Raw genomic sequence first — 24,700 nt, forward strand, 5'->3', positions numbered from 1 at the left:
CCTTGATAGCCACCGACTCTAAGAAATAGAAAACATTTCAATTCAGTTTGATTTTAGATTGGGGAATGGCGAGTGGCCGAGACACATCGCAAAGTGCTTGAGGTGTTGAACGGAAAATGCCTCACCCCTCCACCCGTCTGGCTGATGCGCCAGGCCGGCCGTTATCTGCCGGAATATCGGGCGACGCGGGCGAAGGCCGGGAGTTTCCTCGATCTCTGCTATACGCCGGATCTTGCTGTGGAAGTGACGCTGCAGCCGATCCGCCGCTACGCTTTCGACGCTGCGATCCTCTTCTCCGATATTCTCGTCATTCCCGACGCACTTCACCGAAACGTCCGTTTTGAGGAGGGCCACGGGCCGCGGATGGAACCGATCGACACCGACGGCATCGCGCGCCTCGAGGGCGCTGGCGTGTTGAGCCACCTCGCTCCCGTCTTCGAAACCGTTTCGCGGCTCCGGCGGGAATTGCCGGCGGAAACGACTCTGCTTGGCTTCTGCGGCGCGCCCTGGACGGTCGCCACCTATATGATTGCCGGGCGCGGCACGCCGGACCAGGCGCCGGCACGTCTCTTCGCCTACCGGCATCGGAAGGCCTTTGAGCAGCTGCTGGCGTTTCTGGCCGACGTCTCCGCGGATTACCTCGTGGAACAGATCGATGCCGGTGCCGACGCGGTGCAGATCTTCGATTCCTGGGCGGGCGTGCTCGGCGAGGATGAGTTCGCCCGTTTTGCCGTCGAGCCGGTGCGGCGGATGATTGCATCGGTGCGGGCCCGCCGGCCCGGCGCGAAGATCATCGCCTTTGCGAAGGGAGTCGGTCTGTTGCTCAAGGATTATCGCCGCTTGACCGGCGCCGACGCAATCGGTCTCGATTGGGCCGTGCCGCTGTCCTTTGCCGCGGAATTGCAGAAGGAAGGTCCCGTCCAGGGAAATCTTGACCCGATGCGGGTCGTTGCCGGCGGTGCGGCCATGGAGAGCGGTATCGACCGGATCCTTGATGCGCTCGGCCATGGACCATTGATCTTCAATCTCGGCCACGGCATCACGCCCGAGGCCGATCCGGAAAACGTTGCCGCCCTCGTGGCGCGCGTTCGCGGGAGCGGATGATGGTCGAACGGCAGACGGACAGCGCTCCCGGAAAGCGGGCGCGGCTTCGGGCGATCGTCGCACTTTCCGTATTCGTTGCTCTGCTGGCCGGGCTTTTCGTCGCGCAGCCGGACGATCTCTACCTGTGGATCAAGGCGCTCCACATCATCGCGGTTATTTCGTGGATGGCAGCGCTTCTCTACATGCCGCGGCTCTTCATCTATCATACCGATACGCTGCCCGGTTCGGTGCAGTCCGAGACCTTCAAGACAATGGAGCGCCGGCTCCTGAAGGTGATCATGAACCCGGCCATGATGATCACCTGGGTGCTCGGCCTCTATCTCGCAGGAAGCGTCTACGGCTTCCGAGGTGGATGGCTTCATGCCAAGCTTTTCTGCGTCGTGCTGCTGACGCTGGTGCATGTGCATTTCAGCCGGACGGTCGCCGACTTTCAACGGGACGCGAATCGGAAGAGCGCGCGCTACTGGAGGCTGATGAACGAGGCGCCGACCCTCTTGATGATCCTCATCGTTATCCTCGCTGTCGTGAAACCATTTTGAATTCAATCGATTCGCAGCTGCAATAGTTGCCGCTAATTTGCGGCGCCCCCTTGCGGCGTTTCACGTGAATCGCTATTTTCGCGCATCTCCTTCATCCCAAGGCCTGTGACGAAGTTTAGAGCCTGCCCCTTCCCCTCGCAGCTCCCTTACGAAAATCACGCCTCCTCCTATTCCCCTACAAATCATGGACTCTTCATGGCTGAAATGAAGCTTCAAGACCTCAAGAACAAGACGCCGACGGATCTCCTCGCCTTTGCCGAAGAGCTCGAGGTCGAGAACGCCAGCACCATGCGCAAGCAGGAGCTGATGTTCGCGATCCTCAAAATGCTCGCTTCGCAGGATATAGAGATCATCGGCGAAGGCGTTGTCGAGGTCCTTCAGGATGGATTCGGCTTCCTTCGGTCGGCAAACGCAAACTATCTGCCCGGTCCGGACGACATCTACATCTCGCCGTCGCAGATTCGTCGCTTCTCGTTGAAGACCGGCGATACGGTCGAAGGGCCGATCCGCGGCCCCAAGGAAGGCGAGCGGTACTTCGCGCTCCTCAAGGTCAACACGATCAATTTCGACGATCCGGAGAAGATCCGCCACAAGGTTCACTTCGACAACCTGACGCCGCTCTACCCGAATGAGCGGTTCAAGATGGAACTCGAGATACCGACTTCCAAGGACCTTTCCGCCCGCGTCATCGATCTCGTCGCTCCTCTCGGCAAGGGCCAGCGCGGCCTGATCGTTGCGCCACCGCGTACCGGTAAGACGGTTCTTCTGCAGAACATCGCCCATTCGATCACCGCCAATCATCCGGAATGCTATCTGATCGTTCTCCTGATCGACGAGCGGCCGGAAGAAGTGACGGACATGCAGCGCTCCGTGAAAGGCGAAGTCGTGTCCTCGACCTTCGACGAACCGGCGACTCGCCACGTGCAGGTCGCCGAAATGGTGATCGAGAAGGCAAAGCGCCTCGTCGAGCACGGCCGTGATGTGGTCATTCTGCTCGATTCGATCACCCGCCTCGGCCGCGCCTACAACACGGTCGTGCCGTCCTCCGGCAAGGTCCTGACCGGCGGTGTCGATGCCAATGCCCTGCAGCGCCCGAAGCGGTTCTTCGGTGCGGCCCGCAACATCGAAGAAGGCGGCTCGCTGACCATCATCGCCACCGCGCTGATCGACACCGGTAGCCGCATGGACGAAGTCATCTTCGAAGAGTTCAAGGGCACCGGCAACTCGGAAATCGTCCTCGACCGCAAGGTCGCCGACAAGCGCATCTTCCCGGCCATGGACATCCTGAAGTCCGGGACACGCAAGGAAGACCTGCTCGTGCCGCGCCAGGACCTGCAGAAGATCTTCGTGCTGCGCCGCATTCTCGCGCCGATGGGCACGACCGACGCGATCGAGTTCCTCATCGACAAGCTGAAGCAGACGAAGACCAACGGCGATTTCTTCGATTCGATGAATACCTGATCGATCGCGGACAGAGCATCTATGCGGCCGGGATTCGCTGGATCCCGGCCCTTTCTTTGACCGAATGTCCTTAGCCGGATTCCGGGACCGCTTCACCTGGATGGATCGCCCCGACTTGCTCCCGTAATGATTCACGTGAAACAGCCGTGACGGTCCGCACGGATTTCGCTGCGACCCGGCGAAGCTTGATTTTCGGCTCGCAGACATGCATAAGTCTGCGCCGACCCACACGCCCACAGCCACAATGCGATACAGGGGTGTTACGGGACATGGGGCTGCCCAAGAGCGGCTGATTGATCTCAACACAGACAGGATCCGACGCGGCGCGCAGGTTCGACCTTGCGCCCAGGGTGCCGAATAAGCGATGCAGTTCACGGATACCATATACGCGCTTTCCAGCGGCGGCCTGCCCGCCGGTGTCGCCGTCATCCGCATCAGCGGATCGGCGACGGCGGAGGCGATCGTGCAGCTGTGCGGCGCGCTACCGAGGCCGCGCACCGCCTCTCTCAGAACGATTCGGACTCGAAACGGTGAGGTGCTGGATAGTGGTCTGGTGATCTATTTTCCCGGTCCTGGATCCTTCACCGGCGAGGACTGCTGCGAGCTGCAGGTGCATGGCGGGCGGGCCGTCGTGCATGCCGTTCTCGACGCTCTTGCCGGGTTCGAGGGATTGCGGCATGCCGAGGCTGGGGAGTTCTCCCGGCGCGCCTTCCAGAACGGCAAAATGGATCTCGTCGAGGTCGAGGGATTGGCGGATCTCATCACGGCCGAGACCGAAATGCAGCGTCGGCTTGCCATTGAACAATCGAGCGGCGGTCAATCGGCTCTCTATCAGGGATGGGCCCGACGCCTGACGCATGCGCGGGCGATGATCGAGGCGGAACTCGACTTCGCCGATGAAGAGGATGTTCCCGGCTCCGTCGGCGACACCATCTGGTCCGACCTCGAGAAACTGCGGGCGGACATTGAGGCCCACGTCGATCAGGCCGGGCTGGCCGAGATCATTCGCGACGGCTTGAAGATTGTCATCGCCGGGGAGCCGAATGCCGGTAAATCGAGCCTGCTCAATGCGCTTGCCAAAAGGGACATCGCAATCGTGACGGAGATTGCCGGCACCACGCGGGACGTGCTCGCCGTCGACCTGTCCTTAGCCGGATTCTCCGTGAAATTGTTCGACACCGCGGGGCTGCGGGAAACGAACGAGATCGTCGAGCGCGAAGGTATTCGGCGGGCGCGAGAAGTCATCGGGCACGCCGATCTGATCCTGCTGCTATCGGAAAAACCGGATGGATTCGTGTGGGACGAACCGGTTGGGAAGAATGTGCCGGTGATCCGTGTCGCAACGAAGACCGACCGCAACGAGATGACGTGGTCGCCGGAACAGGCGGATGTGTTCCTATCGACGAAAACGGGCGACGGCATCGCCGATTTGCTGGACTGCTTGAAGGCGCACCTTCCCGACCTGGCGGGCCGGACGTCGCTCGCGATGCCGTCGCGAAAGCGCCATGTGGATTGCCTTAAACAGGCGAGCGCCGCGCTCTGGCTGGGCCTGACGGCAACGGGCCTAGACATAAAGGCGGAGCAGCTTCGACTGGCAAGCGACGCGCTCGGACGGATCACCGGCCGCGTCGATGTCGAGAACCTGCTCGACGTGATATTCTCGGAATTCTGCATTGGCAAATGACGCCGGAAAGCCGGAGGCGACAATCATGAGTCCGACAGGTTTCACGTGAAACCTTCTTGACTCGTTGCGGCGAATTGAGAATCAAGACCTACAGCGCAGTGCGTCCTTTCAGGCGCATAAAGGACGCAGTAGCACTTTCCCTGGATGGTCTCCTTAAATCGCGCCGATTTAAGGAGGACATGCAGGCAAGCGGAGCGTGTGCATGACGAGCTATGATGTCATCGTGATTGGCGGCGGCCATGCCGGCTGCGAGGCCGCGGCGGCTTCAGCGCGGCTCGGGGCGCAGACGGCGCTGATCACCCATAAGAAAGAGACGATCGGTGTGATGTCCTGCAATCCGGCGATCGGCGGATTGGGTAAGGGACATCTGGTCCGCGAGATCGACGCACTGGATGGGCTGATGGGTCGCGTTGCCGATGCTGCCGGTATTCAATTCCGGCTGCTCAACCGGCGCAAGGGCCCGGCGGTCAGAGGGCCGCGCACCCAGGCGGATCGCCGGCTCTACCGGGAGGCGATGCAGAGGGAGATCGGCGCGATCGAGAATCTCACCGTGATCGAAGGCGACGCCTTTGATCTGCTGACCGAGAGTGAGAGTGTCGCCGGTGTGGTCATGAAAGACGGCCGGACGTTTCGTGCCACCGCAGTGGTGCTTACAACCGGCACCTTTCTGAAAGGCCTGATTCACATCGGTGACCGCAAGATCCCGGCGGGCCGGGTCGGCGAGGAGCCGTCGCTCGGGCTGTCGGAAACGCTGGCGCGCTTCGGGCTAAGGCTCGGGCGGTTGAAAACCGGTACGCCAGCTCGGTTGGATGGCCGGACGATCGACTGGGATCGCGTCGGACGTCAGGGACCGGACGAAGATCCAGTACCATTCTCGTTCATGACCGAGGCGATCGCGAACTGCCAGATCGACTGCGGCGTCACCCGAACGACGGACGCAACGCACAAGATTATTGCCGACAATATCCAGCGATCGGCAATGTACTCCGGCCAGATCGAAGGAGTCGGTCCGCGCTATTGCCCGTCGATCGAGGACAAGATCGTTCGTTTCGGCGAGCGGGATGGTCACCAGATCTTTCTCGAGCCCGAGGGGCTCGACGACGACACAATTTACCCGAACGGCATTTCGACGTCCTTGCCGGAGGACGTGCAGGAGGCCTTTATCCGCACGATTCCTGGTCTGGAAAGCGTGACGATTCTCCAGCCGGGATACGCCATTGAGTATGATCATGTCGATCCGCGTGAGCTTCAGCTTTCGCTGGCGGTGCGAAAAATTCCCGGCCTGTTCCTGGCTGGTCAGATCAATGGCACCACCGGCTATGAGGAAGCCGGCGCGCAGGGTCTCGTGGCCGGCCTGAATGCCGCCTTGGCGGCAACGGGACGCGAGCCCTTCGTGTTCAGTCGCACGGCTTCCTATATTGGCGTGATGGTCGACGACCTGACTTCGCGCGGCATAACCGAGCCCTACCGCATGTTCACCTCCCGTGCGGAATATCGACTATCGCTCAGGGCCGACAATGCCGACATGCGCCTGACGCCGGTCGGTATCGAACTGGGTTGCGTCGGAGAGGCGCGCCGGGCGCGGTTTGCATCATGGAAGATCGCCTATGAGGAGGGCCGCACGCTCCTGCAGTCGCTGTCGATTACGCCAAATCAGGGCACGCGGTTTGGGCTGAAACTCAACCAGGACGGTCAACGGCGCTCGGCCTTTGAAATCCTCTCCTATCCCGACCAGACGATTGAGAGGCTGAAGCCCTTGTGGCCGCAGCTTGAGGCAATCGACAGGCGTGTCACCGAAGCGCTGGAGATCGATGCCTCTTATGCGGTTTACATGGAACGCCAGGCCGCGGATATTGCCGGCATTCGAAAAGAGGAGAGCGCGACAATTCCGGACGGCTTCGACTATAGCTGCTTGCCGGGACTTTCCAATGAGCTGAAACAGAAGCTTGCGCAACAGCGGCCGCGCAACTTGGCGCAGGCGATGAAGGTGGACGGTATGACCCCTGCCGCAATATCCTTGCTTCTGTCCTGGTTGCGCCGGCAGGAGAATCAGCGTGCGGCGGGGCGTGCGGCACAATGAAAGCGAGTCCTGCCGAGCGCATGAAAGCGCTGCGTGTTTCACGTGAAACGCTCGAAAAGCTGGAGCATTTTGCCGGGCTTTTTCAGAAGTGGGCGAGGTCGATCAACCTTGTGGCCCCATCGACGCTCGAAGATCTATGGCAACGCCATATCGTCGACAGTCTGCAGATCTTTCAGTTGTCTCCCTCTCCAAAGACATGGGCCGATCTCGGCAGCGGCGGCGGGTTTCCAGGCGTCATCACGGCCATCTGCCTGTCGGAATTTTCCGATGGCTGGGTGCATCTCGTCGAAAGCAACAATAAGAAGGCTGCATTTCTGCGCGTCGTTCTCAACGAAACTGGCGCGCGCGGATCGGTGCATCCGATTCGAATCGAGCAAGCACCGTCCGTGATACCTCGATGCGACGCGATCTCGGCTCGCGCGCTCGCCGATTTGAGTCAATTGCTCGACTATTGCGCGCCGTGGATGCTCGCAGAAGGATCGAAGACCGTCGCCTTCTTTCACAAAGGCCGGGATTACCAATCGGAAATAGACAAAGCCGTTAGCCGCTTTCAATTCGATCTGGTAAAACATGCAAGTGTCGTCGAGCCGGATTCGGTTGTGCTCGAGATTGCAAATCTTTCACGTCGGACGAAGTGATAGGCGAGCGAAGCATGTTTGGCCCAAAAAATCGGATCATCACCATTGCCAATCAGAAGGGCGGCGTCGGCAAAACGACGACCGCGATCAATCTAGCGACGGCGTTGGCGGCCATCGGCGAGAAGGTATTGATCGTCGATCTCGATCCGCAGGGCAACGCAAGCACCGGGCTCGGCATCCAGCGTCGCGACAGGCACTTGTCTTCCTACGAGCTGATGATGGGCACGCATTCCATAGGCGAAATCGCACGCGAGACGGCCGTGCCTAACCTCGCCATCGTTCCCTCGACAATGGATCTGCTCGGCGTCGAGATGCAGATTTCGCGGGAAACCGATCGCGTTTTCCGGCTGCGCAAGGCATTGGCGGCCCCGGAGGCGCTCGCCTATACTTACGTTCTGGTAGATTGCCCGCCTTCCTTCAACCTGCTGACGATGAATGCCATGGCAGCGGCCCATTCGGTTCTTGTGCCGCTCCAGTGCGAGTTTTTTGCTCTTGAAGGTCTAAGCCAGCTCTTGGAAACGGTCGATCAAGTGCGCCGCACCGTCAATCCGAGCCTCGATATACAGGGTATCGTGCTGACAATGTTCGACTCGCGCAACAATCTGGCCCAGCAGGTCGTCAGCGACGTCCGGACGCATCTCGGCGAGAAGGTATATCACACCTTGATTCCGAGGAACGTCCGCGTTTCCGAGGCGCCGTCCTACGGCAAGCCGGCGATCCTTTATGATCTGAAATGCGCCGGCAGCCAGGCCTACCTGCAGCTGGCGTCGGAAGTCATTCAACGGGAGCGGCAGCGCAAGGCCGCGTAAATTGTTTCGGTGTCGTAATCAAGCGGGTGTAGTATGAACGACGACAGCTCCAAGAGGCGCCTCGGTCGGGGCTTGGCGGCCTTGATCGGCGAAATGGATCAGCCGTTGCAAAGCGGGACGGCGCCTGGAAGCCCGGTCAATCCCGACCGGCGGGTGCCGATCGAATTCGTCTCCCGAAATCCACGCAATCCGCGCCGGCAATTCGACGAATCGGAACTGCAGGATCTGGCCAGCTCGATTCGCCAGCATGGCATCGTCCAACCGGTCGTGGTCCGCACCATTGACCATGACCGATACGAAATCATCGCCGGCGAGCGGCGCTGGCGGGCAGCACAGCTTGCCGGCTTCACCGAAATACCGGTGATCGTGCGGGACGTCGACGACCGAACGGCTCTGGAGATTGCCATCGTCGAAAACGTCCAGCGCTCGGATCTCAATCCCTTGGAGGAGGCGCTCGGCTACGAGCAGCTGATTGCCGAACACGGCTACACGCAGAACGATCTCGGCGACATCATCGGCAAGAGCCGCAGCCACGTCGCCAACAGCTTGCGACTCCTGAAGCTGCCGGAGCCGGTGCGCGACATGCTTTCCGAAGGCAGCCTCTCGGCCGGCCATGCGCGCGCCCTCGTCCCGACCTCCGATCCGGTGGCGCTGGCGCGCTCCATCGTCGCCAAGGGCCTCTCGGTGCGCGAAGCGGAGCGTCTGGCTCAGAACGACATCAAGGCCCAGAACGATCCGAACTTCGCCAAGGGCCGGCATCGCGAGGAAAAGGACGCCGATACGCTGGCGCTGGAACGCACCTTGTCGGACAGCCTGGGACTGGAGGTGACCGTCAGCCACAAGGCCTCGGGAGGCCACCTCAGGATTGCCTACAAGACCCTTGATCAGCTCGAAGAGATTTGCCGGCTACTCGAGCGGCGTTGAGCCATCGTGAGCGTTGCAGACCTGAAGCTCCCCCTCATCCGCCTACCGGCACCTTCTCCCCGCAAGCGGGGCGAAGGGGGCGATGCCGCGCCCTCCCAGTCCCCTCTGCTGGTGTGGCGTGCAGGGGCAGGTCCCCTCTCCCCGCTCGCGGGGAGAGGCTAGGGTGAGGGCGCGAATATGACCCCGTCCTTTTTGCGCCCAAGTGCTTCAAATTATTATTAAATTTTTCTCCTGCCTTCGCTCGGAAACGGTTCCCGCGGGCGAAAGCACGGTTCAGATTCAGCTTTTCGAGTTCAGATAGGGGACGCAGCGGAACGCGACCCTGCAAGTCGGCTCACCGCCTTAGCGCCTTGCCGATTGAATCGCGATCGCCAGCAGGTTCTGCAAGACGAGGCTTTCTTCAAGGCTCTGTCGGGCGCGGCTCTGGTAAATGGTGGCCTGGAGCCGGCTCAGTTCGCGCCGGATAGCCGGGGCGGTCCAGTGCTTCAGTGCAGCCTCGACGATCGGCTTTCGGCGGAAATGCAGGCCGCGGCCAAGAGTTGCAGCCACTTGGCTTGCCGACTGGCGGCTCGCGTCCATTTCGGCGCGCATCAGATCCAGCTGCTGAAACTGCCGGAGGCAGGCCTGGAGCGCCAGGAAGGGCGGCGTTTTCGAGGTGGTGATCTTCTTCATGGCGTGCAGCAGCGCATCGACGTCACCCTGGAGCACCGCATCCACTGCGTCATCGACGGAGATGGCGCTGGCGTCGCCGACGATGGCGAGCACATCCTCCTCGTCGACCATATCCTTGCCAAGGCAGTAGAGCGCGAGCTTTCTGAGTTCGTTCCGTGAGGCCATCCGGTCGCCACCAAGCGCTTCGAGAAGACGCTCGCGCGCCGCCGGGCTTATACGCAGGCCGGCCTCGGCGAGCTCCTTGTCGACGAGGGCATGCAGGCTGCGGGCGTCGTCGCTGTAGCAGGCGACGGAGGCAACGGCCCGGGACGACTCGCCGATCTTCCGGAGGACGGCTCCCTTCTTGAGGTCGCCCGCCTCGATGATGAGCGTGCTTCCCGTTGGGGGCTCGTCGGCGAGGAGCTGCAAAGCCTCGGAGATCGCCTTTTCGTTCGAGGCGCCTCGAATCCAGACGAGCTTCTCGCCGCCGAACAGACCGATGGCATTGACCTCGTCGAGCACCCGGCCTGCGCCCTGCTGCAGCTCCGACGCATCGAGCTTAACGAGGGCAAAGGGATCGTCGAGGGAGACGCCGGAGCGGCCGGCCAGCTGTGCGGCCCGTTCGGATACGAGCCCGCGATCGGGACCGTAGAGCAGGAAAAGGCGATAACCCGACGCACCTCGGTTCAAGAAGCCGTCAAATTCGTGCGACTTGACCTCGCTCATCCGAATACCGGTGTCAACGGCCGAGGGCGGCGGCGATATCGGCCCTGATAAGCTCCGCCAGCTCCTTGGCGGCGCGATTCTCGGCGTCGCGAACCGCGCGAACCTTGGCGAATTCCTGTTCCGGGAAATCGGCCAGCGCGACCGCCGAGCGGTAGCCCGCCTTCACCGTCTCGCCCGTCGCCGTCCTCGTCAGGTTGTAGTCCGCCTTGACGACGATGCGGCCCGCGCCCGCCCGGTCCTCCGCCTCGTCGTAAAGCACACCCATCGTGCGGTGCGTGACGTTCAGGGCGAGATGATATTGCGGGTTGACGGGCTCGCCCTGGCCGCCCGCGGCCAGGAAGATCAGCGTATTGCGCACTTCCTGCTCGACGCGGTCGTCCGCTTCCGAGATCTCGATGGAGCCAAGCGCCGCAGAGGTCGCGCCGGTCGGGCCGTCCGAATAGAGCGGGCGGACCTGGCAGCCCGCCAGTGTCGTCAGCAGCAATGTACCGGCAAGCATGCTGAAGGACCGGAGACGAAGGCCAGCTTTCTCAGACGACGACATTGACGATCCTTTGGGGCACGACGATGATTTTTCTCGGGCTGCCGCCGTTGAGCGCCGCCTGGACGGCGTCAAGAGCGAGGACGGCGCTTTCGATCGCACTCTGATCTGCGTCGCGCGCGATTGTCAAATCGGCGCGCTTCTTGCCGTTGATCTGCACCGGCAAGGTGATTTCGTTCTCGACGACGAGCGCCGGGTCGAAGGCCGGCCACGGTCTCTCGGAGATGAGACCCTCCCCGCCGATCTCTCGCCAGCATTCCTCCGCGAGGTGCGGCATCATCGGCGCGATCAGGTCGATCAGGATCGCCGTGGCGTCCTTTACCGCAGCGGTGACGGTCCGGTCCGCCTTGCCGGCGGCGACCTGCGTCAGCGGCGCGGCGAGCACGTTGACGAGTTCGTAGATCCGCGCCACCGCCTTGTTGAAGGCGAGCTTGTCGTAGTCGGACTCGACGGCGCGGAGCGTGCGATGGGCAGCCTGCGATATCGCCAGCGCCTCGCCTTCCTTAGCCGGCGAAGCTTCCGCGCGGCGCAGGCTTTCGGCAGCCTCGCCGACGAGCCGCCAGACGCGCTGGACAAAGCGGTGGGCGCCCTCGACGCCGGCTTCCGACCAGATGACGTCGCGGTCCGGTGGCGAATCGGACAGTACGAAGAAACGCGCCGTGTCGGCGCCATAGGAGCCAATGATGTCGTCCGGATCGACGACGTTCTTCTTCGACTTCGACATTTTCTCGATCGAGCCGATGGCGATTTCCTCGCCGGTCTCGAGCAGGAGGGCGCGGCGGCGGCCGTCGATCTCCTCAATGCGGACCTCTGCAGGCGTGATCCATTCGCGCTGCGCGCCTTCGCCGCGGCTATAGGTCTCGTGTACCACCATGCCCTGCGTGAACAGCCCCTTGAAAGGCTCGTCCAGCGCCACGTGGCCGGTCGCCTTCATGGCCCGGGTGAAGAAGCGCGAATAGAGCAGATGCAGGATCGCGTGCTCGATGCCGCCAATATACTGGTCCACCGGCAGCCAATGGTTGGCAGCCTTCGGATCGGTCGGCTTGTCCTCCCAGGGCGCGGTGAAGCGCGCGAAGTACCAGGAGGAATCGACGAAGGTGTCCATCGTGTCGGTTTCCCGACGCGCGTCCTTGCCGCATTCGGGGCAGGCGACGTGCCGCCAGGTCGGATGCCGGTCGAGCGGATTGCCCGGCTTGTCGAATGTCACGTCCGCCGGCAGGGTGACGGGCAGATCGGCCTTCGGCACCGGAACGACGCCGCAGTCCTCGCAATGGATCACCGGGATCGGGCAGCCCCAATAGCGCTGCCTGGAGATACCCCAGTCGCGCAGGCGGAAATTCACCTTGCGTTCGGCCCGCGGCGCACCGTTCAGAGTTTCCTTCTCGAGCTTCGAGGCGACCGTCTCGAAGGCCTCTTCCGTCGAAAGCCCGTCGAGGAAGCCCGAATTGATCATCACGCCGTCGCCGACATAGGCCTCGTCGCCGATCGTGAAGCTTGCGGCATCGGCATCCTTCGGCATCACCACCGGCACGACCGGCAGACCGTATTTGCGGGCAAAATCCAAGTCGCGCTGGTCGCCCGAGGGGCAGCCGAAGATGGCGCCCGTGCCGTAGTCCATCAGCACGAAATTGGCGACATAGACGGGCAGTTCCCAACTCGGATCGAACGGGTGCCTGGCGCGAATGCCGGTGTCGATGCCCTTCTTTTCGGCGGTTTCGAGCGCGGCGAGCGAGGTCCCGGCACGACGGCACTCCTCGCAGAAGGCGTCGATCGCCGCATCTTTGGCGGCGGCTTCCCTGGCGAGCGGATGGTCGGCCGAGATCGCCAGGAAGGATGCACCGAACAGCGTGTCGGGACGCGTCGTATAGACGGTCAGTTCCCTCGTCTCGCCGGGAACCGTCGCCGGATCGAGGTCCCACCGGAGAGCCAGGCCCTCGGAGCGGCCGATCCAGTTCTTCTGCATCAGCCGCACCTTTTCCGGCCACTGATCCAGACTGTCGAGCGCGTCGAGCAGCTCCTGGCTGAAATCGGTGATGCGGAAGAACCATTGTGTCAGCTCGCGCTGCTCGACCAGCGCACCGGAGCGCCAGCCGCGACCGTCGATCACCTGCTCGTTGGCGAGCACGGTGTTGTCGACCGGGTCCCAATTGACCTTCGATTGCCGGCGATAGACCAGGCCTTTTTCCAGGAAATCGAGGAACAGGTGCTGCTGACGCTGGTAGTAGGCCGGATCGCAGGTGGCGAACTCGCGGCTCCAGTCGAGCGACAGACCCATCACCTTGAGCTGCGCCTTCATCGCGGCAATGTTCTGGTACGTCCAGCCGGCCGGATGCACGCCTCGTTCCATCGCGGCATTCTCGGCGGGCATGCCGAAAGCGTCCCAGCCCATCGGATGCAGCACGTTGAAGCCGCGGGCGCGCTTGTAGCGGGCGACGACGTCGCCCATCGTATAGTTCCGCACGTGCCCCATGTGGATCCGCCCGGACGGATAGGGGAACATCTCGAGCACGTAGTATTTTTCGCGCGGATCGTCGTTCTTCGTTTCGAAGACCTTGCCCGCGTCCCATTCCTGCTGCCAACGCGGTTCGGCATCACGCGGATTATATCGTTCGGTAGCCATGTCTCTGTCGATGTTCCGGAAATCTTGCGGCGCCCGAAGCGCCCTCGTAATAGCTGGCCTGACCTTCATCACGAAACCGCCTGACCGTCAAGTTTTGACGGCCCGGGCGCCTGCACTTTGGCATATTCGGTCGCTGTCCGGGTTGCCGGGCTTGGCAAGCGTCGCAAGTTTCACTAATCCGCTGGTGTCTCGATACGGCAAGGAGCGCAGAATGGACGTAAAGGATCGGCTGAGCGACGTCCTGAGCCGGATTCGCGTGAGCGAAAAGGCGGCGAAGCGGGCTGAAGGCGCCGTCACGCTCGTCGCCGTCTCGAAGACCTTCGATGCGGAGGCGATCGGGCCGGTCATCGCTGCCGGCCAGCGGGTCTTCGGCGAAAACCGGGTCCAGGAAGCGCAAGGCAAATGGCCGGAGCTCAAGCGCGAGACTCCTGATGTCGAGTTGCATCTGATCGGTCCGCTGCAGTCCAACAAGGCGGCCGATGCCGTCGCGCTCTTCGATGTGATCGAAACGATCGATCGCGAGAAGATCGCCCGCGCCGTCGCCGCCGAGATGGAGCGCCAGGGCCGCAGACCCCGCCTCTACGTGCAGGTCAATACCGGCCTCGAACCGCAAAAAGCCGGGATAGCGCCGGAAGACACTGTTGCCTTCGTCGATCTCTGCCGCCTGGAACTCGGCCTCGATGTCGAAGGGCTGATGTGCATCCCGCCCGTCGATGAGAATCCCGGTCCGCATTTCGCCTTGCTTGCGAAGCTTGCGGCCAAGTGCGGTCTCACCAAGCTCTCCATGGGCATGTCCGGCGATTTCGAAACGGCCATTGTCTTCGGCGCGACCAGCGTCCGGGTCGGATCGGCGATCTTCGGCGCGCGGTGATCGGCGGCACGGGAGACCGGAAGCGGCTGTTGCACATCCGCCCCATTACGCTTTCGTCGGGCTTCATATTTGCCTCCGCAGGCCTATCCTTCTCAGCCGAGGAGCCGGGCTGAACAGCTCGGCGAGGTCAGTGGAGGAGAACGGAGATGGCGAGCCGCTATTCCGAAGTGTATGCCGCATGGAAAGCCGATCCGAGAGGCTTCTGGTCCGAGGCCGCAGAGGCGATCGACTGGTTCGAAAGGCCCCGCCGCATTTTTGACGCCGAGCTCGGAACCTACGGGCACTGGTTTCCTGATGGCGTAACCAACACCTGTTACAATTGCCTCGACCGCCACGTCGACGCAGGACGCGGTGAACAGACGGCGTTCATCTACGATAGTCCCGTCACCGGCAGGACCGAAAGGATCACCTATGCGGCGCTGCTCGCCGACGTGAAGGCGATGGCTGCGGTCTATGGCAAGCTCGGCATCGGCAAGGGCGACCGGATCGTCATTTATATGCCGATGATCCCTGAAGCGGCGATCGCCATGCTGGCGGCGGCCCGCATCGGCGCGGTGCATTCGGTGGTCTTCGGCGGCTTTGCCGCCAACGAGCTCGCCGTCCGCATCGACGATTGCCAGGCCGAGCTCGTCGTCTCGGCAAGTTGCGGGCTGGAGCCGGGGCGCAGCGTCGCCTACAAGCCGCTGCTCGACCAGGCGATCGAGATCGCCAACAACAAGCCCGCCCATTGCCTGATCTTCCAGCGCGACATGCTTTCCGCTGATATGGTGCCCGGCCGCGATATCGACTTCGCCGACGCCCTGGCCGCGGCCAAGCAGGCCGGCGAGGAAGCGCCCTGTGCCGGGGTGGCTTCCACCGATCCGCTCTATGTCCTCTACACCTCCGGAACCACCGGCCAGCCGAAGGGCGTCGTGCGCGACAATGGCGGTCACATGGTCGCGTTGAAATGGTCGATGGAGAATTTCTTTGGCGTCCAGCCCGGCGAGGTCTTCTGGGCGGCATCCGACATCGGCTGGGTCGTCGGGCATTCCTACATCGTCTACGGGCCGCTCCTCAACGGCAGCACCTCGATCCTCTTCGAAGGCAAGCCGGTCGGCACGCCCGATCCCGGCACCTATTGGCGCATCATCGCCGAGCATGGGGTCGCCGTGATGTTCACCGCCCCGACGGCACTCAGGGCGATCCGCAAGGAGGATCCGGAAGCCTCCCACGTGGCGCGTCATGACCTGTCGCGCTTCCGGGCGCTCTATCTCGCCGGCGAACGCGCCGATCCCGACACGATCCGCTGGGCCGAGCGGGCCCTCGGCGTGCCGGTCATCGATCACTGGTGGCAGACGGAAACCGGCTGGCCGGTTGCCGGCAATCCGCTCGGCCTCGGCCTGCTGCCGGTCAAGTACGGATCGCCAGCCGTTCCCCTCCCCGGCTATGACGTGCAGGTCGTCGACGATGCCGGTCATCCGGTCGAGCCCGGGACGCTCGGCAATGTGGTGGTCAAGCTGCCGCTTCCGCCCGGCTGCCTGCCGACGCTCTGGAAGGCCGACGACCGCTTCCGCGCGGCCTATCTCGAGGAATTTCCCGGCTACTACAAGACGGCCGACGCCGGCTATATCGACGAGGACGGCTATGTCTTCATCATGGCTCGCACCGACGACATCATCAATGTCGCAGGTCACCGGCTTTCGACCGGGTCCATGGAGGAGGTCTGCGCCAGCCATCCGGACGTCGCGGAATGCGCGGTGATCGGCATCGCCGATCCGCTGAAGGGGCAGATTCCGGCCGGCTTCCTGGTGATCAACTCGAATGTTTCACGGGAAACATTGGAGATCGAGAACGAAGTCGTCGCCCTCGTGCGCGAGCGCATCGGCCCGGTCGCCGCGTTCCGAACCGCGATCTGCGTCAAGCGGCTGCCGAAGACCCGGTCCGGCAAGATCCTGCGGGCGACTATCCAGAAGATCGCCGACCGCCAGCCCTGGAAGATGCCGGCGACAATCGACGACCCGGCGATCCTCGATGAAATCACCGAGGCGCTGCACGCCCGGGGTATCGGGACTTAAGCAACCGTTTCAAACGGATCACCGGCCCCTCATCCGGCCTGCCGGCCACCTTCTCCCCGCAAGCGGGGCGAAGGGGACACGCCGCGGCCTTTGAGTCCCCTCTCCCCGTTTTTTCCGAGGAGAGGGGCGAACCTGCAGACGTTGCGACAATCTACAATTCCGATGCCGGGTCCACCACTCCCGTGAACCACGCGCAGAAGGCAGAAACCGCCTTCTGCCGGGACGCCCTGCTGATCAGGAAATAACCCTCCTCTTCGAGAACTGCGATCTCCGAAAGCACAATCAGGTCGCCGTTGGCGATCTCCCGTCGGCATACTTCCACCGGACAGAGCGCCACGCCGTGGCCGGCGATCGCCGCGGTCGCGAGCAGGTTGAAGTCCTGAAAGACCGGGCCCCTCGCTGCAGTCGTTTGCAGGCCGGCCCTGGCGAACCATGTTTGCCAATGGGCGGTCGTCTCGTCGTGCAGAAGGTCCGCGTTGGCGATGCGTTCAGCGTCGCCGAGCCGACCCTTGCGCTCCAGGTAGCGCGGGCTGGCGACCGGCCGGTTGACGCGTGAAAAGAGCCGCTCGCAGAGGACTCCGTCAGACATGTCGGCGCCAAGCGTGATCAGCACGTCGCAGCCGGTTTCGCGCAGACGCTGCGCCGCGATGGCGTAGACCACCTTGACCGTGACATCGGTCTGGCCTGCAAGGAAGTCGCCGAGCGCCGGGATCAGCCATCGGGTGGCGATCGAGGGAATGCAGGCGACGGTGATTTCCGACTTGGTCCTGAGCTTCAGGGATTCCACTTCGGCGGCAATGCGCTCGAAGCTGGCAGACAGAGCCTCGGCGAGCCGTTCGGCCTCGGGTGCAAGGCGAACGCCGCGCTTTTCGCGCCGGAACAGCGGTCGGCCAAACCATTCCTCCAATTGCCGGATCTGATGGCTGACGGCGGCATGGGTGACGTGCAATTCGTCGGCGGCGCGGGAAAAGCTCGCAAGGCGGGCGGCGGCTTCGAAGACCCGCAGGGCGCCCAAGGGGGGCATCATATGTAAGTTCTCCTCAACAATCCGGTAAGGAATCATCGTTTGTAGGAAACGGAAATCAAGCAAATAAACGCTTCAGTCGCAATCGGCCTGGAGCCGCATCGCCCATTCTGTCAAATTTTCTTACATGAGGAGAACGCCATGTTCGTGCGCAGCCTGCAGGATATCGAAACCACCGACCACTTCGTCGAGTGGGGCAGCGGAACCAGCCACCGACTGCTGACGGAAAGGGACGGCATGGGCTTCACCGTCTGCCATACGGTTGTGCGGGCCAACAGCGTGTCGCTGCTTCAATACCGCAACCATCTCGAAGCCTGCTATTGCATCGCCGGCGAAGGCGAGGTCGAGGACATGGACGGCAATGTCTTCCCGATCCGCCAGGGCGACATCTATGTGCTCGACAAGCATGACAGGCACTATCTGCGTGGCGGCCGCGACAAGGACCTGGTTCTCGTCAGCGTCTTCAATCCACCGCTCAAGGGCACCGAACGCCACAACCTGAATGATTCGTCGGGCTCGGCCTATTGAGAGGGGGTATTGCCCCTCATCCGCCTGCCGGCACCTTCTCCCCGCAAGCGGGGCGAAGGGGACTCGCGATGCCCTCTTAGTTCCCTTTCCCGGCATGCGGGGTCCCTTGCGTGAGACATAGCCAACAAAAAACCCGGATCACAAAATCCGGGTTTTTGAGTCTCTCGGCGAGAAAGCGATCAGTAATTGTCGTCCTCGTCTTCGTCCTTGCGGTCCGACTTCAGCGACTTGAGCTTGGCGAAGACGGCGTCGGCGTCGATTTCCTTCTCCTCTTCGCGCTCGAAGCTGTAGTCGAGCTTTTCGGTTTCCCGTGCCGCTTCGAGCGTCGCGCCGACCTCCGCTGCGGTCGGCAGCGGGCGGCCCTTGGCGGCGCGCTCGACTTCGAGGTCGAGGTCGATTTGCGAGCAGAGGCCGAGGGTGACCGGATCCATCGGCGTCAGGTTGGCGGAGTTCCAATGGGTGCGCTCGCGAATCTGCTCGATCGTCGACTTCGTCGTGCCGACGAGCCGCGAGATCTGCGCGTCCTTCAGTTCCGGATGGTTGCGGACCAGCCAGAGAATCGCGTTCGGGCGGTCCTGACGCTTGGAAACCGGCGTGTAGCGCGGCCCCTTGCGCTTCGAATCCGGAACGCGGACTTTCGGTTCGGAAAGCTTGAGCTTGTGGTTCGGATTTGCCTCGCCGCGGGCGATCTCGTCGCGCGAAAGCTGACCGGTGGCAATCGGGTCGAGGCCCTTGATGCCCTGCGCCGATTCACCGTCGGCAATCGCTTTGACTTCGAGCGGGTGCAGCTTGCAAAACTGCGCGATCTGGTCGAACGACAGCGCGGTGTTGTCAACGAGCCAGACGGCCGTTGCCTTGGGCATAAGCAATTGCTGAGCCATGGATATAGTCCTTTTGTCCGTCCGCGCCGGTGTCGCGGGCCGTGGAGTCTACCACTGATTTCCGGGAATTGAGCGTTCTATATCGTTGTTGTCTCGAAATTGCAATTCTTCACTTCCGAATGTGCTTTTGTCTAATTGCGGCCGGGTTTCGACCTGCTATGACTCTTCCAAAGGGCGGTGGAGTGCCCCCGAGAGCGGTGCGCACCCGCTCCAACATTCGGAACCGATCGTGGTGATGTCCGGGCGGATTCGACCCACAATCACCGTGATCCAGGCAGAAATGCACAGGGAGGAAAATATGGACGTCAAGACCTATCCGGTCCTGGAAGCGGCCAAGAACCGCACGCTCATCGACAACGCGACCTATCTCGAATGGTATGAGGAGAGCGTTGCCGATCCGGAAAAGTTCTGGGGCGAGCATGGCAAGCGGATCGAATGGTTCGAGCCCTACACCAAGGTCAAGAATACGTCCTTCGAAGGCAATGTCTCGATCAAGTGGTTCGAAGACGGGCTCACCAACGTCTCCTACAATTGCATCGACCGCCACTTGAAGACGCATGGCGAGAAGACCGCGATCATCTGGGAAGGCGACAATCCCTACCTCGACAAGAAGATCACCTATAACGAGCTCTACGACAGGGTCTGCCGGCTGGCCAATGTGCTCAAGAAGCATGGCGTCAAGAAGGGCGATCGCGTCACCATCTATATGCCGATGATCCCGGAAGCCGCCTATGCGATGCTCGCCTGCACCCGCATCGGCGCCATCCACTCGGTCGTTTTCGGCGGCTTCTCGCCCGAGGCGCTCGCCGGCCGCATTGTCGATTGCGAATCCACCTTCGTCATCACCTGCGACGAGGGCGTGCGCGGCGGCAAGCCCATTCCGCTCAAGGAAAACACCGACAAGGCGATCGACATTGCCGCCAGACAGCACGTGATGGTCAGCAAGGTCCTGGTCGTGCGCCGCACTGGCGGCAAGGTCGCATGGGCACCGGGGCGCGACCTCTGGTATCACCAGGAAATCCCGAGCGTCGAGCCGGACTGCCCGCCGGAGAAGATGAGCGCCGAAGATCCGCTCTTCATCCTCTACACGTCAGGCTCGACCGGCAAGCCGAAAGGCGTGCTGCACACGACCGGCGGCTATCTCGTCTACGCCTCGATGACGCATCAATATGTGTTCGACTATCACGACGGGGATATCTACTGGTGCACGGCCGATGTGGGCTGGGTGACCGGCCACTCCTACATCGTCTACGGGCCGCTCGCCAACGCCGCGACGACGCTGATGTTCGAAGGCGTGCCGAACTTCCCGGATGCCGGCCGCTTCTGGGAAGTGGTCGACAAGCACAAGGTCAACATCTTCTATACGGCGCCGACGGCGATCCGCTCGCTGATGGGCGCCGGCGACGAGTTTGTCAAACGCTCGTCGCGCTCGTCCTTGCGTCTGCTCGGGACCGTCGGTGAACCGATCAATCCGGAAGCCTGGGAGTGGTACTATCATGTCGTCGGCGAAGAACGCTCGCCGATCGTCGACACCTGGTGGCAGACGGAGACCGGCGGCATCCTGATCACGCCGCTGCCGGGCGCTACCGATCTCAAGCCCGGTTCGGCGACGCGCCCGTTCTTCGGCGTCCAGCCGCAGATCGTCGACAATGAAGGCAAGGTGATCGACGGGCCGGCCGACGGCAACCTGTGCATCACCGACAGCTGGCCGGGCCAGATGCGCACCGTGTATGGCGATCACGAGCGCTTCGTGCAGACCTATTTTTCCACCTACAAGGGCAAATACTTCACCGGCGACGGCTGCCGCCGCGACGAGGACGGCTACTACTGGATCACCGGCCGCGTTGACGACGTCTTGAACGTCTCAGGCCACCGCCTCGGCACGGCGGAAGTCGAATCGGCGCTCGTCTCGCACCATCTCGTCTCGGAAGCGGCGGTTGTCGGCTATCCGCACCCGATCAAGGGGCAGGGCATCTACTGCTACGTGTCGCTGATGGCGGGCGAGGCCGGCAGCGACGAATTGCGCCAGGAACTCGTCAAGCATGTCCGTTCGGAGATCGGGCCGATCGCCACGCCGGACAAGATCCAGTTCGCGCCCGGCCTGCCGAAGACCCGTTCCGGCAAGATCATGCGCCGGATTCTGAGGAAGATCGCCGAGGACGATTTTGGCTCGCTGGGGGATACCTCGACGCTCGCGGACCCGGCGGTCGTCGACGACCTGATCGCAAATCGCCAGAACCGCGGGTGAGGTTGGATTTAGGGGTATGAGGGCGCGAAGGCGCTACGAAACCCCCCTCATCCGGCCTGCCGGCCACCTTCTCCCCGCACGCGGGGCGAAGGAGACTCGCGGCACGCCCCCGAGTCCCCCTCTCCCCGCGTGCGGGGAGAGGGCTAGGGTAAGGGCTAGGGCGAGGGGCGATCGCCAGCGGCATTGGACGCGAAATGTTCAGCCGAGCACCACCGATTCGCCCCCGAAACGATTGGTCGCTGGTATCGACGTAATCCCTCTCAGAAATCGATCGCCCGGCCTTTGATCTCCCAGTCGCCGAAACGGGCAGGGTCGAGGCCGCCGCGACCGCCGAATTCCTCCGGCATCGCCGCCTGCTCCTCGGCGTGCCGTCTCTCCTCCGCCTCCTTCAGGGCGCGAAGTGCTGCCGGCGGCAGCGACCGTTTCGGACGATCGGGCGAATTGTCGTTGTCGTTCTGCATGAGACGGCTGGGTTCCCTGGCATATTGAAGAGCGGGGCCTTGATCCCCATCATATAAGTCGCTTCCGCCGAAGCGGGAACCCTGATTCACGTGAAACGTTTGAGGAGAGATCGGGGACACCTGATTCGGTCCTGGCTTCGCCATCGGACGGAAGCGACCGACAGCGCCGTGCGTCTTGTCAGACGTACAAGGGTCGCTGTAGCACTTCGAATTGCTGCAGGAACATGCAGTAGAATGCCTGGAGCTCATTCATGAATCTCGTGCGCACCGCAATGTTGCTTGCCTTCATGACCGTCCTCTTCATGGCCGTCGGCTATGTCATTGGCGGCAGGGGCGGCATGATGATCGCCCTGGTCATGGCCGCGGGCATGAACTTCTTCTCCTACTGGAATTCGGACCGCCTGGTCTTGAGCATGTATCGGGCCCAGGAAGTCGACGAGCGCAGCGCCCCCGAATATTACCGCATCCTGCGCGACCTGGCGCAGAAAGCCGGCCTGCCGATGCCGCGCGTCTATGTTATCGACAGCCCGCAGCCGAACGCCTTTGCCACTGGCCGCAACCCACAGAATGCGGCGGTCGCCGCCTCCACCGGCCTCCTGCAGTCGCTTTCCTACGAAGAGGTTGCCGGCGTCATGGCGCATGAACTCGCGCATATTCAGTATCGCGACACCCTGACGATGACGCTGACGGCGACGCTCGCCGGTGCCATTTCCATGCTCGGCAACTTTGCCTTCTTCTTCGGCGGCAATCGCGAAAACAATAATCCGCTCGGCTTCATCGGCGTGCTGATCGCAATGATCGTCGCTCCGCTCGCGGCCATGCTGGTGCAGATGGCGATCAGCCGCACGCGCGAGTATTCCGCCGACCGGCGCGGCGCCGAGATCTGCGGCAATCCTCTCTGGCTCGCCTCGGCGCTCCGGAAGATCGCCGGCTTCGCCCATGCAATTCCGAACTATGACGCCGAACGGAATCCGGCGACGGCGCACATGTTCATCATCAATCCGCTTTCGGGCGAGCGCATGGACAACCTCTTCTCGACCCATCCGAACACCGAAAACCGCGTTGCGGCGCTCGAGCGGATGGCGGGCGAGATGCCGGCGGGCTCGACGTCACCGGTTCGCCCTGATAATGCGGTGCGCAAATCGCGCTCTGTCCCGAGAACCGGCTGGGGTCGCGGTGGTTCCGAACCGCCGAGAGGCCCCTGGTCCTGATGTCAGAAAAAAACAAGAACGATTCACGTCCGAAACGAGCCCGATCACACAAGCCGTCCGGAACCGGAGGGCGGCGGCCTGGCGCGAGCGTCCAGGCCAAGCCGGGGCTGAAGAGCCGTCAGGCGGCCGCCAAGATCCTGGCGGCGGTGGTCGATCGCAAGACCTCGCTCGACGGGATGCTCGACCAGGAGCACGGCAATCCCGCCTATCGCGGGCTCAACGATGCCGACCGGGCGCTGGTGCGGGCCATCCTCAATTCGGCGCTTCGTCACCTGCCGCGGATTCGTGCCGCTATCGATTCGCTCCTGCAGAGCCCGCTGCCCGAGGGCGCGCGTGCGTTGGAGCACATGCTGACGGTCGCGGCAGCACAGATCCTTTATCTCGATATTCCGGATCATTCCGCCGTCGACCTTGCGGTCGAGCAGGCGCAGTCTGATCCGCGCAATCGCCGCTTCGCCAGCCTCGTCAACGCGGTCTTGCGGCGGCTTTCGCGCGAGAAGGAGGCGATCCTTGAAAAGGTGCGGGCCGTGCCGGCCATTCCGGACTGGTTCTACGACCGGCTCGTCGCCCATTACGGCCGCCCTGAGGCGGAAGGCATTTCGGAGGCGCAGCTCGTTCCCGCCGCGATCGATCTGACCGTGAAGTCCGACCCCGCCTCATGGGCCGAGCGTCTCGGCGGCTCGGTGCTGCCGACCGGCTCGGTTCGGCTCGGCGATTTTACCGGCACGATCCCGTCCTTGCCGGGCTTTGCGGAAGGGGCCTGGTGGGTGCAGGACGCCGCCGCCTCCATTCCGGCGCGCCTTTTCGGCGATCTGTCCGGCAAAGCGGTGGTCGATCTCTGCGCGGCGCCGGGCGGCAAGACGGCCCAGCTCATTCTCGCCGGGGCGAAGGTGACGGCGCTTGACCAGTCCTCCAGCCGATTGCGGCGGCTGAAGGCCAATCTCGAACGGCTCGGTCTCGAAGCCCGGACGAAAGAGATCGACATGGCGGATTTCCGACCGGACGAGCTCTTCGACGCAGCGCTTCTCGATGCCCCCTGCTCGTCGACCGGCACGACGCGGCGTCACCCGGATGTGCTCTGGACGAAAGGGCCGGAGGACATCGAAAAGCTTGCCCGGCTTCAGGAGCGGCTGCTGCGCCATGCCTTAAGCGTCGTCAAGCCGGGTGGCCTTGTGGTCTTTTCCAATTGCTCGCTGGACCCGCGCGAGGGGGAAGAGGTCGTGGCGCGCGTCCTTGACGACGGACTTTGCGCGCGAATTCCGATCGCTCCATCGGACTGGCCCGGGCTCGAGACGGCGATCACCGCTCTTGGCGAATTCCGCACGACGCCGGCGATGCTGCCGCTTGGCCCCCCCTTTTCCGGCGGGCTCGACGGTTTCTACGCGGCTGTGCTCCGCCGCCCCGGGGGCTAGCGCGTCTCATTCAATCGTATTTCATGCGATGCGTTTTTGTGCATGTCGTTGTCCCAAAACCGTTACACACTTTTGGGCGGCATGCATTGGGTCTTTGTTTTTGTGCATGTCGTTGTCCCAAAACCGTTACACACTTTTGGGCGGCATGCATTGGCGGCATAAGGCTCGTCAACAGACTGTCTCTCCGGTGCAATTGACGCTTTTTGACCGCCCGCCTATCAATGGTGGCAAAT

The 24,700-nt window shown here is 62.6% G+C and carries 20 protein-coding genes; 14 read left to right on the forward strand and 6 right to left on the reverse strand.

The window, feature by feature from the left end:
- Nucleotides 1–72 precede the first annotated feature (72 nt).
- The 8 genes from hemE (at nucleotide 73) to AU381_RS14005 (ending at nucleotide 9,239) form a co-directional block, all read left to right on the forward strand.
- Nucleotides 73–1,104 carry a uroporphyrinogen decarboxylase gene (hemE, locus tag AU381_RS13970; RefSeq protein ID WP_064242359.1) on the forward strand — a complete coding sequence of 344 codons (1,032 nt, stop codon included), beginning with the start codon at nucleotides 73–75 and terminating at the stop codon, nucleotides 1,102–1,104.
- Nucleotides 1,101–1,643: a protoporphyrinogen oxidase HemJ gene (gene hemJ / locus AU381_RS13975; protein WP_064242360.1), complete on the forward strand. Its 543-nt coding sequence runs from the start codon at nucleotides 1,101–1,103 to the stop codon at nucleotides 1,641–1,643. The genes hemE and hemJ overlap by 4 nt, the downstream gene beginning before the upstream one ends.
- Before the next feature lie 195 nt (nucleotides 1,644–1,838).
- Nucleotides 1,839–3,104 (forward strand): transcription termination factor Rho, encoded by a 1,266-nt coding sequence (gene rho, locus AU381_RS13980; RefSeq protein ID WP_082909993.1) that lies wholly within the window; start codon nucleotides 1,839–1,841, stop codon nucleotides 3,102–3,104.
- Between the two features lie 364 nt (nucleotides 3,105–3,468).
- The gene (gene mnmE / locus AU381_RS13985) at nucleotides 3,469–4,788 is read left to right on the forward strand and encodes a tRNA uridine-5-carboxymethylaminomethyl(34) synthesis GTPase MnmE (protein WP_064242361.1); all 1,320 of its coding nucleotides are present in this window, start codon (nucleotides 3,469–3,471) and stop codon (nucleotides 4,786–4,788) included.
- A 202-nt stretch (nucleotides 4,789–4,990) separates the two neighbouring features.
- A complete protein-coding gene (gene mnmG, locus AU381_RS13990) occupies nucleotides 4,991–6,868 on the forward strand; it encodes a tRNA uridine-5-carboxymethylaminomethyl(34) synthesis enzyme MnmG (RefSeq protein ID WP_064242362.1) in 1,878 nt (625 codons plus the stop codon).
- Nucleotides 6,865–7,506, forward strand: a complete 642-nt coding sequence (gene rsmG / locus AU381_RS13995) for a 16S rRNA (guanine(527)-N(7))-methyltransferase RsmG (protein WP_064242363.1) — start codon at nucleotides 6,865–6,867, stop codon at nucleotides 7,504–7,506. Before mnmG ends, rsmG begins: the two co-directional genes overlap by 4 nt.
- Nucleotides 7,507–7,520: 14 nt before the next feature.
- The gene (locus AU381_RS14000; RefSeq protein WP_064242364.1) at nucleotides 7,521–8,315 is read left to right on the forward strand and encodes a ParA family protein; all 795 of its coding nucleotides are present in this window, start codon (nucleotides 7,521–7,523) and stop codon (nucleotides 8,313–8,315) included.
- Nucleotides 8,316–8,348: 33 nt separating this feature from the next.
- Entirely contained in the window at nucleotides 8,349–9,239 is an 891-nt protein-coding gene (locus AU381_RS14005; RefSeq protein ID WP_064242365.1) for a ParB/RepB/Spo0J family partition protein, read from the forward strand.
- Nucleotides 9,240–9,581: 342 nt separating this feature from the next.
- Here AU381_RS14005 and holA read toward each other — a convergent pair whose 3' ends face one another.
- Genes holA through leuS form a run of 3 tightly spaced genes read right to left on the reverse strand, consistent with a single transcriptional unit; the run spans nucleotide 9,582 to nucleotide 13,777 of the window.
- On the reverse strand, nucleotides 9,582–10,616 hold the full coding sequence (gene holA / locus AU381_RS14010) for a DNA polymerase III subunit delta (RefSeq protein WP_064242366.1): 1,035 nt from the start codon (nucleotides 10,614–10,616) through the stop codon (nucleotides 9,582–9,584).
- Nucleotides 10,617–10,629: 13 nt separating this feature from the next.
- The gene (locus AU381_RS14015; RefSeq protein WP_064242367.1) at nucleotides 10,630–11,160 is read right to left on the reverse strand and encodes an LPS assembly lipoprotein LptE; all 531 of its coding nucleotides are present in this window, start codon (nucleotides 11,158–11,160) and stop codon (nucleotides 10,630–10,632) included.
- Entirely contained in the window at nucleotides 11,147–13,777 is a 2,631-nt protein-coding gene (leuS, locus tag AU381_RS14020; protein ID WP_064242368.1) for a leucine--tRNA ligase, read from the reverse strand. Before leuS ends, AU381_RS14015 begins: the two co-directional genes overlap by 14 nt.
- Before the next feature lie 211 nt (nucleotides 13,778–13,988).
- Here leuS and AU381_RS14025 point away from each other — a divergent pair, with 211 nt between their 5' ends.
- Complete coding sequence (locus tag AU381_RS14025) at nucleotides 13,989–14,648, forward strand: YggS family pyridoxal phosphate-dependent enzyme (RefSeq protein WP_064242369.1); 660 nt, start codon at nucleotides 13,989–13,991, stop codon at nucleotides 14,646–14,648.
- 146 nt (nucleotides 14,649–14,794) lie between these two features.
- Nucleotides 14,795–16,702 carry an AMP-binding protein gene (locus AU381_RS14030; protein WP_064242370.1) on the forward strand — a complete coding sequence of 636 codons (1,908 nt, stop codon included), beginning with the start codon at nucleotides 14,795–14,797 and terminating at the stop codon, nucleotides 16,700–16,702.
- 151 nt (nucleotides 16,703–16,853) lie between these two features.
- On the opposite strand, the gene AU381_RS14035 is transcribed toward AU381_RS14030, so the two are convergent.
- A complete protein-coding gene (locus tag AU381_RS14035; protein WP_064242371.1) occupies nucleotides 16,854–17,729 on the reverse strand; it encodes a LysR substrate-binding domain-containing protein in 876 nt (291 codons plus the stop codon).
- Between the two features lie 138 nt (nucleotides 17,730–17,867).
- Here AU381_RS14035 and AU381_RS14040 point away from each other — a divergent pair, with 138 nt between their 5' ends.
- Nucleotides 17,868–18,254 (forward strand): ectoine synthase, encoded by a 387-nt coding sequence (locus AU381_RS14040; RefSeq protein ID WP_064242372.1) that lies wholly within the window; start codon nucleotides 17,868–17,870, stop codon nucleotides 18,252–18,254.
- 179 nt (nucleotides 18,255–18,433) lie between these two features.
- Here the strand turns inward: AU381_RS14040 and AU381_RS14045 are convergent, their stop codons facing one another.
- The gene (locus AU381_RS14045; protein ID WP_064242373.1) at nucleotides 18,434–19,135 is read right to left on the reverse strand and encodes a DUF1013 domain-containing protein; all 702 of its coding nucleotides are present in this window, start codon (nucleotides 19,133–19,135) and stop codon (nucleotides 18,434–18,436) included.
- Nucleotides 19,136–19,433: 298 nt separating this feature from the next.
- Here AU381_RS14045 and acs point away from each other — a divergent pair, with 298 nt between their 5' ends.
- The gene (acs, locus tag AU381_RS14050; RefSeq protein WP_064242374.1) at nucleotides 19,434–21,383 is read left to right on the forward strand and encodes an acetate--CoA ligase; all 1,950 of its coding nucleotides are present in this window, start codon (nucleotides 19,434–19,436) and stop codon (nucleotides 21,381–21,383) included.
- A 260-nt stretch (nucleotides 21,384–21,643) separates the two neighbouring features.
- Here the strand turns inward: acs and AU381_RS14055 are convergent, their stop codons facing one another.
- The gene (locus AU381_RS14055; protein ID WP_064242375.1) at nucleotides 21,644–21,844 is read right to left on the reverse strand and encodes a DUF1674 domain-containing protein; all 201 of its coding nucleotides are present in this window, start codon (nucleotides 21,842–21,844) and stop codon (nucleotides 21,644–21,646) included.
- 251 nt (nucleotides 21,845–22,095) lie between these two features.
- Between AU381_RS14055 and htpX the strand changes: the two genes are divergently transcribed.
- The gene (gene htpX / locus AU381_RS14060; RefSeq protein WP_064242376.1) at nucleotides 22,096–23,055 is read left to right on the forward strand and encodes a zinc metalloprotease HtpX; all 960 of its coding nucleotides are present in this window, start codon (nucleotides 22,096–22,098) and stop codon (nucleotides 23,053–23,055) included.
- Nucleotides 23,055–24,467 carry an RsmB/NOP family class I SAM-dependent RNA methyltransferase gene (locus AU381_RS14065; protein ID WP_064242377.1) on the forward strand — a complete coding sequence of 471 codons (1,413 nt, stop codon included), beginning with the start codon at nucleotides 23,055–23,057 and terminating at the stop codon, nucleotides 24,465–24,467. Before htpX ends, AU381_RS14065 begins: the two co-directional genes overlap by 1 nt.
- The last annotated feature ends 233 nt before the right edge of the window (nucleotides 24,468–24,700 follow it).

Source organism: Sinorhizobium glycinis (assembly GCF_001651865.1).
GTDB lineage: Bacteria > Pseudomonadota > Alphaproteobacteria > Rhizobiales > Rhizobiaceae > Sinorhizobium > Sinorhizobium glycinis.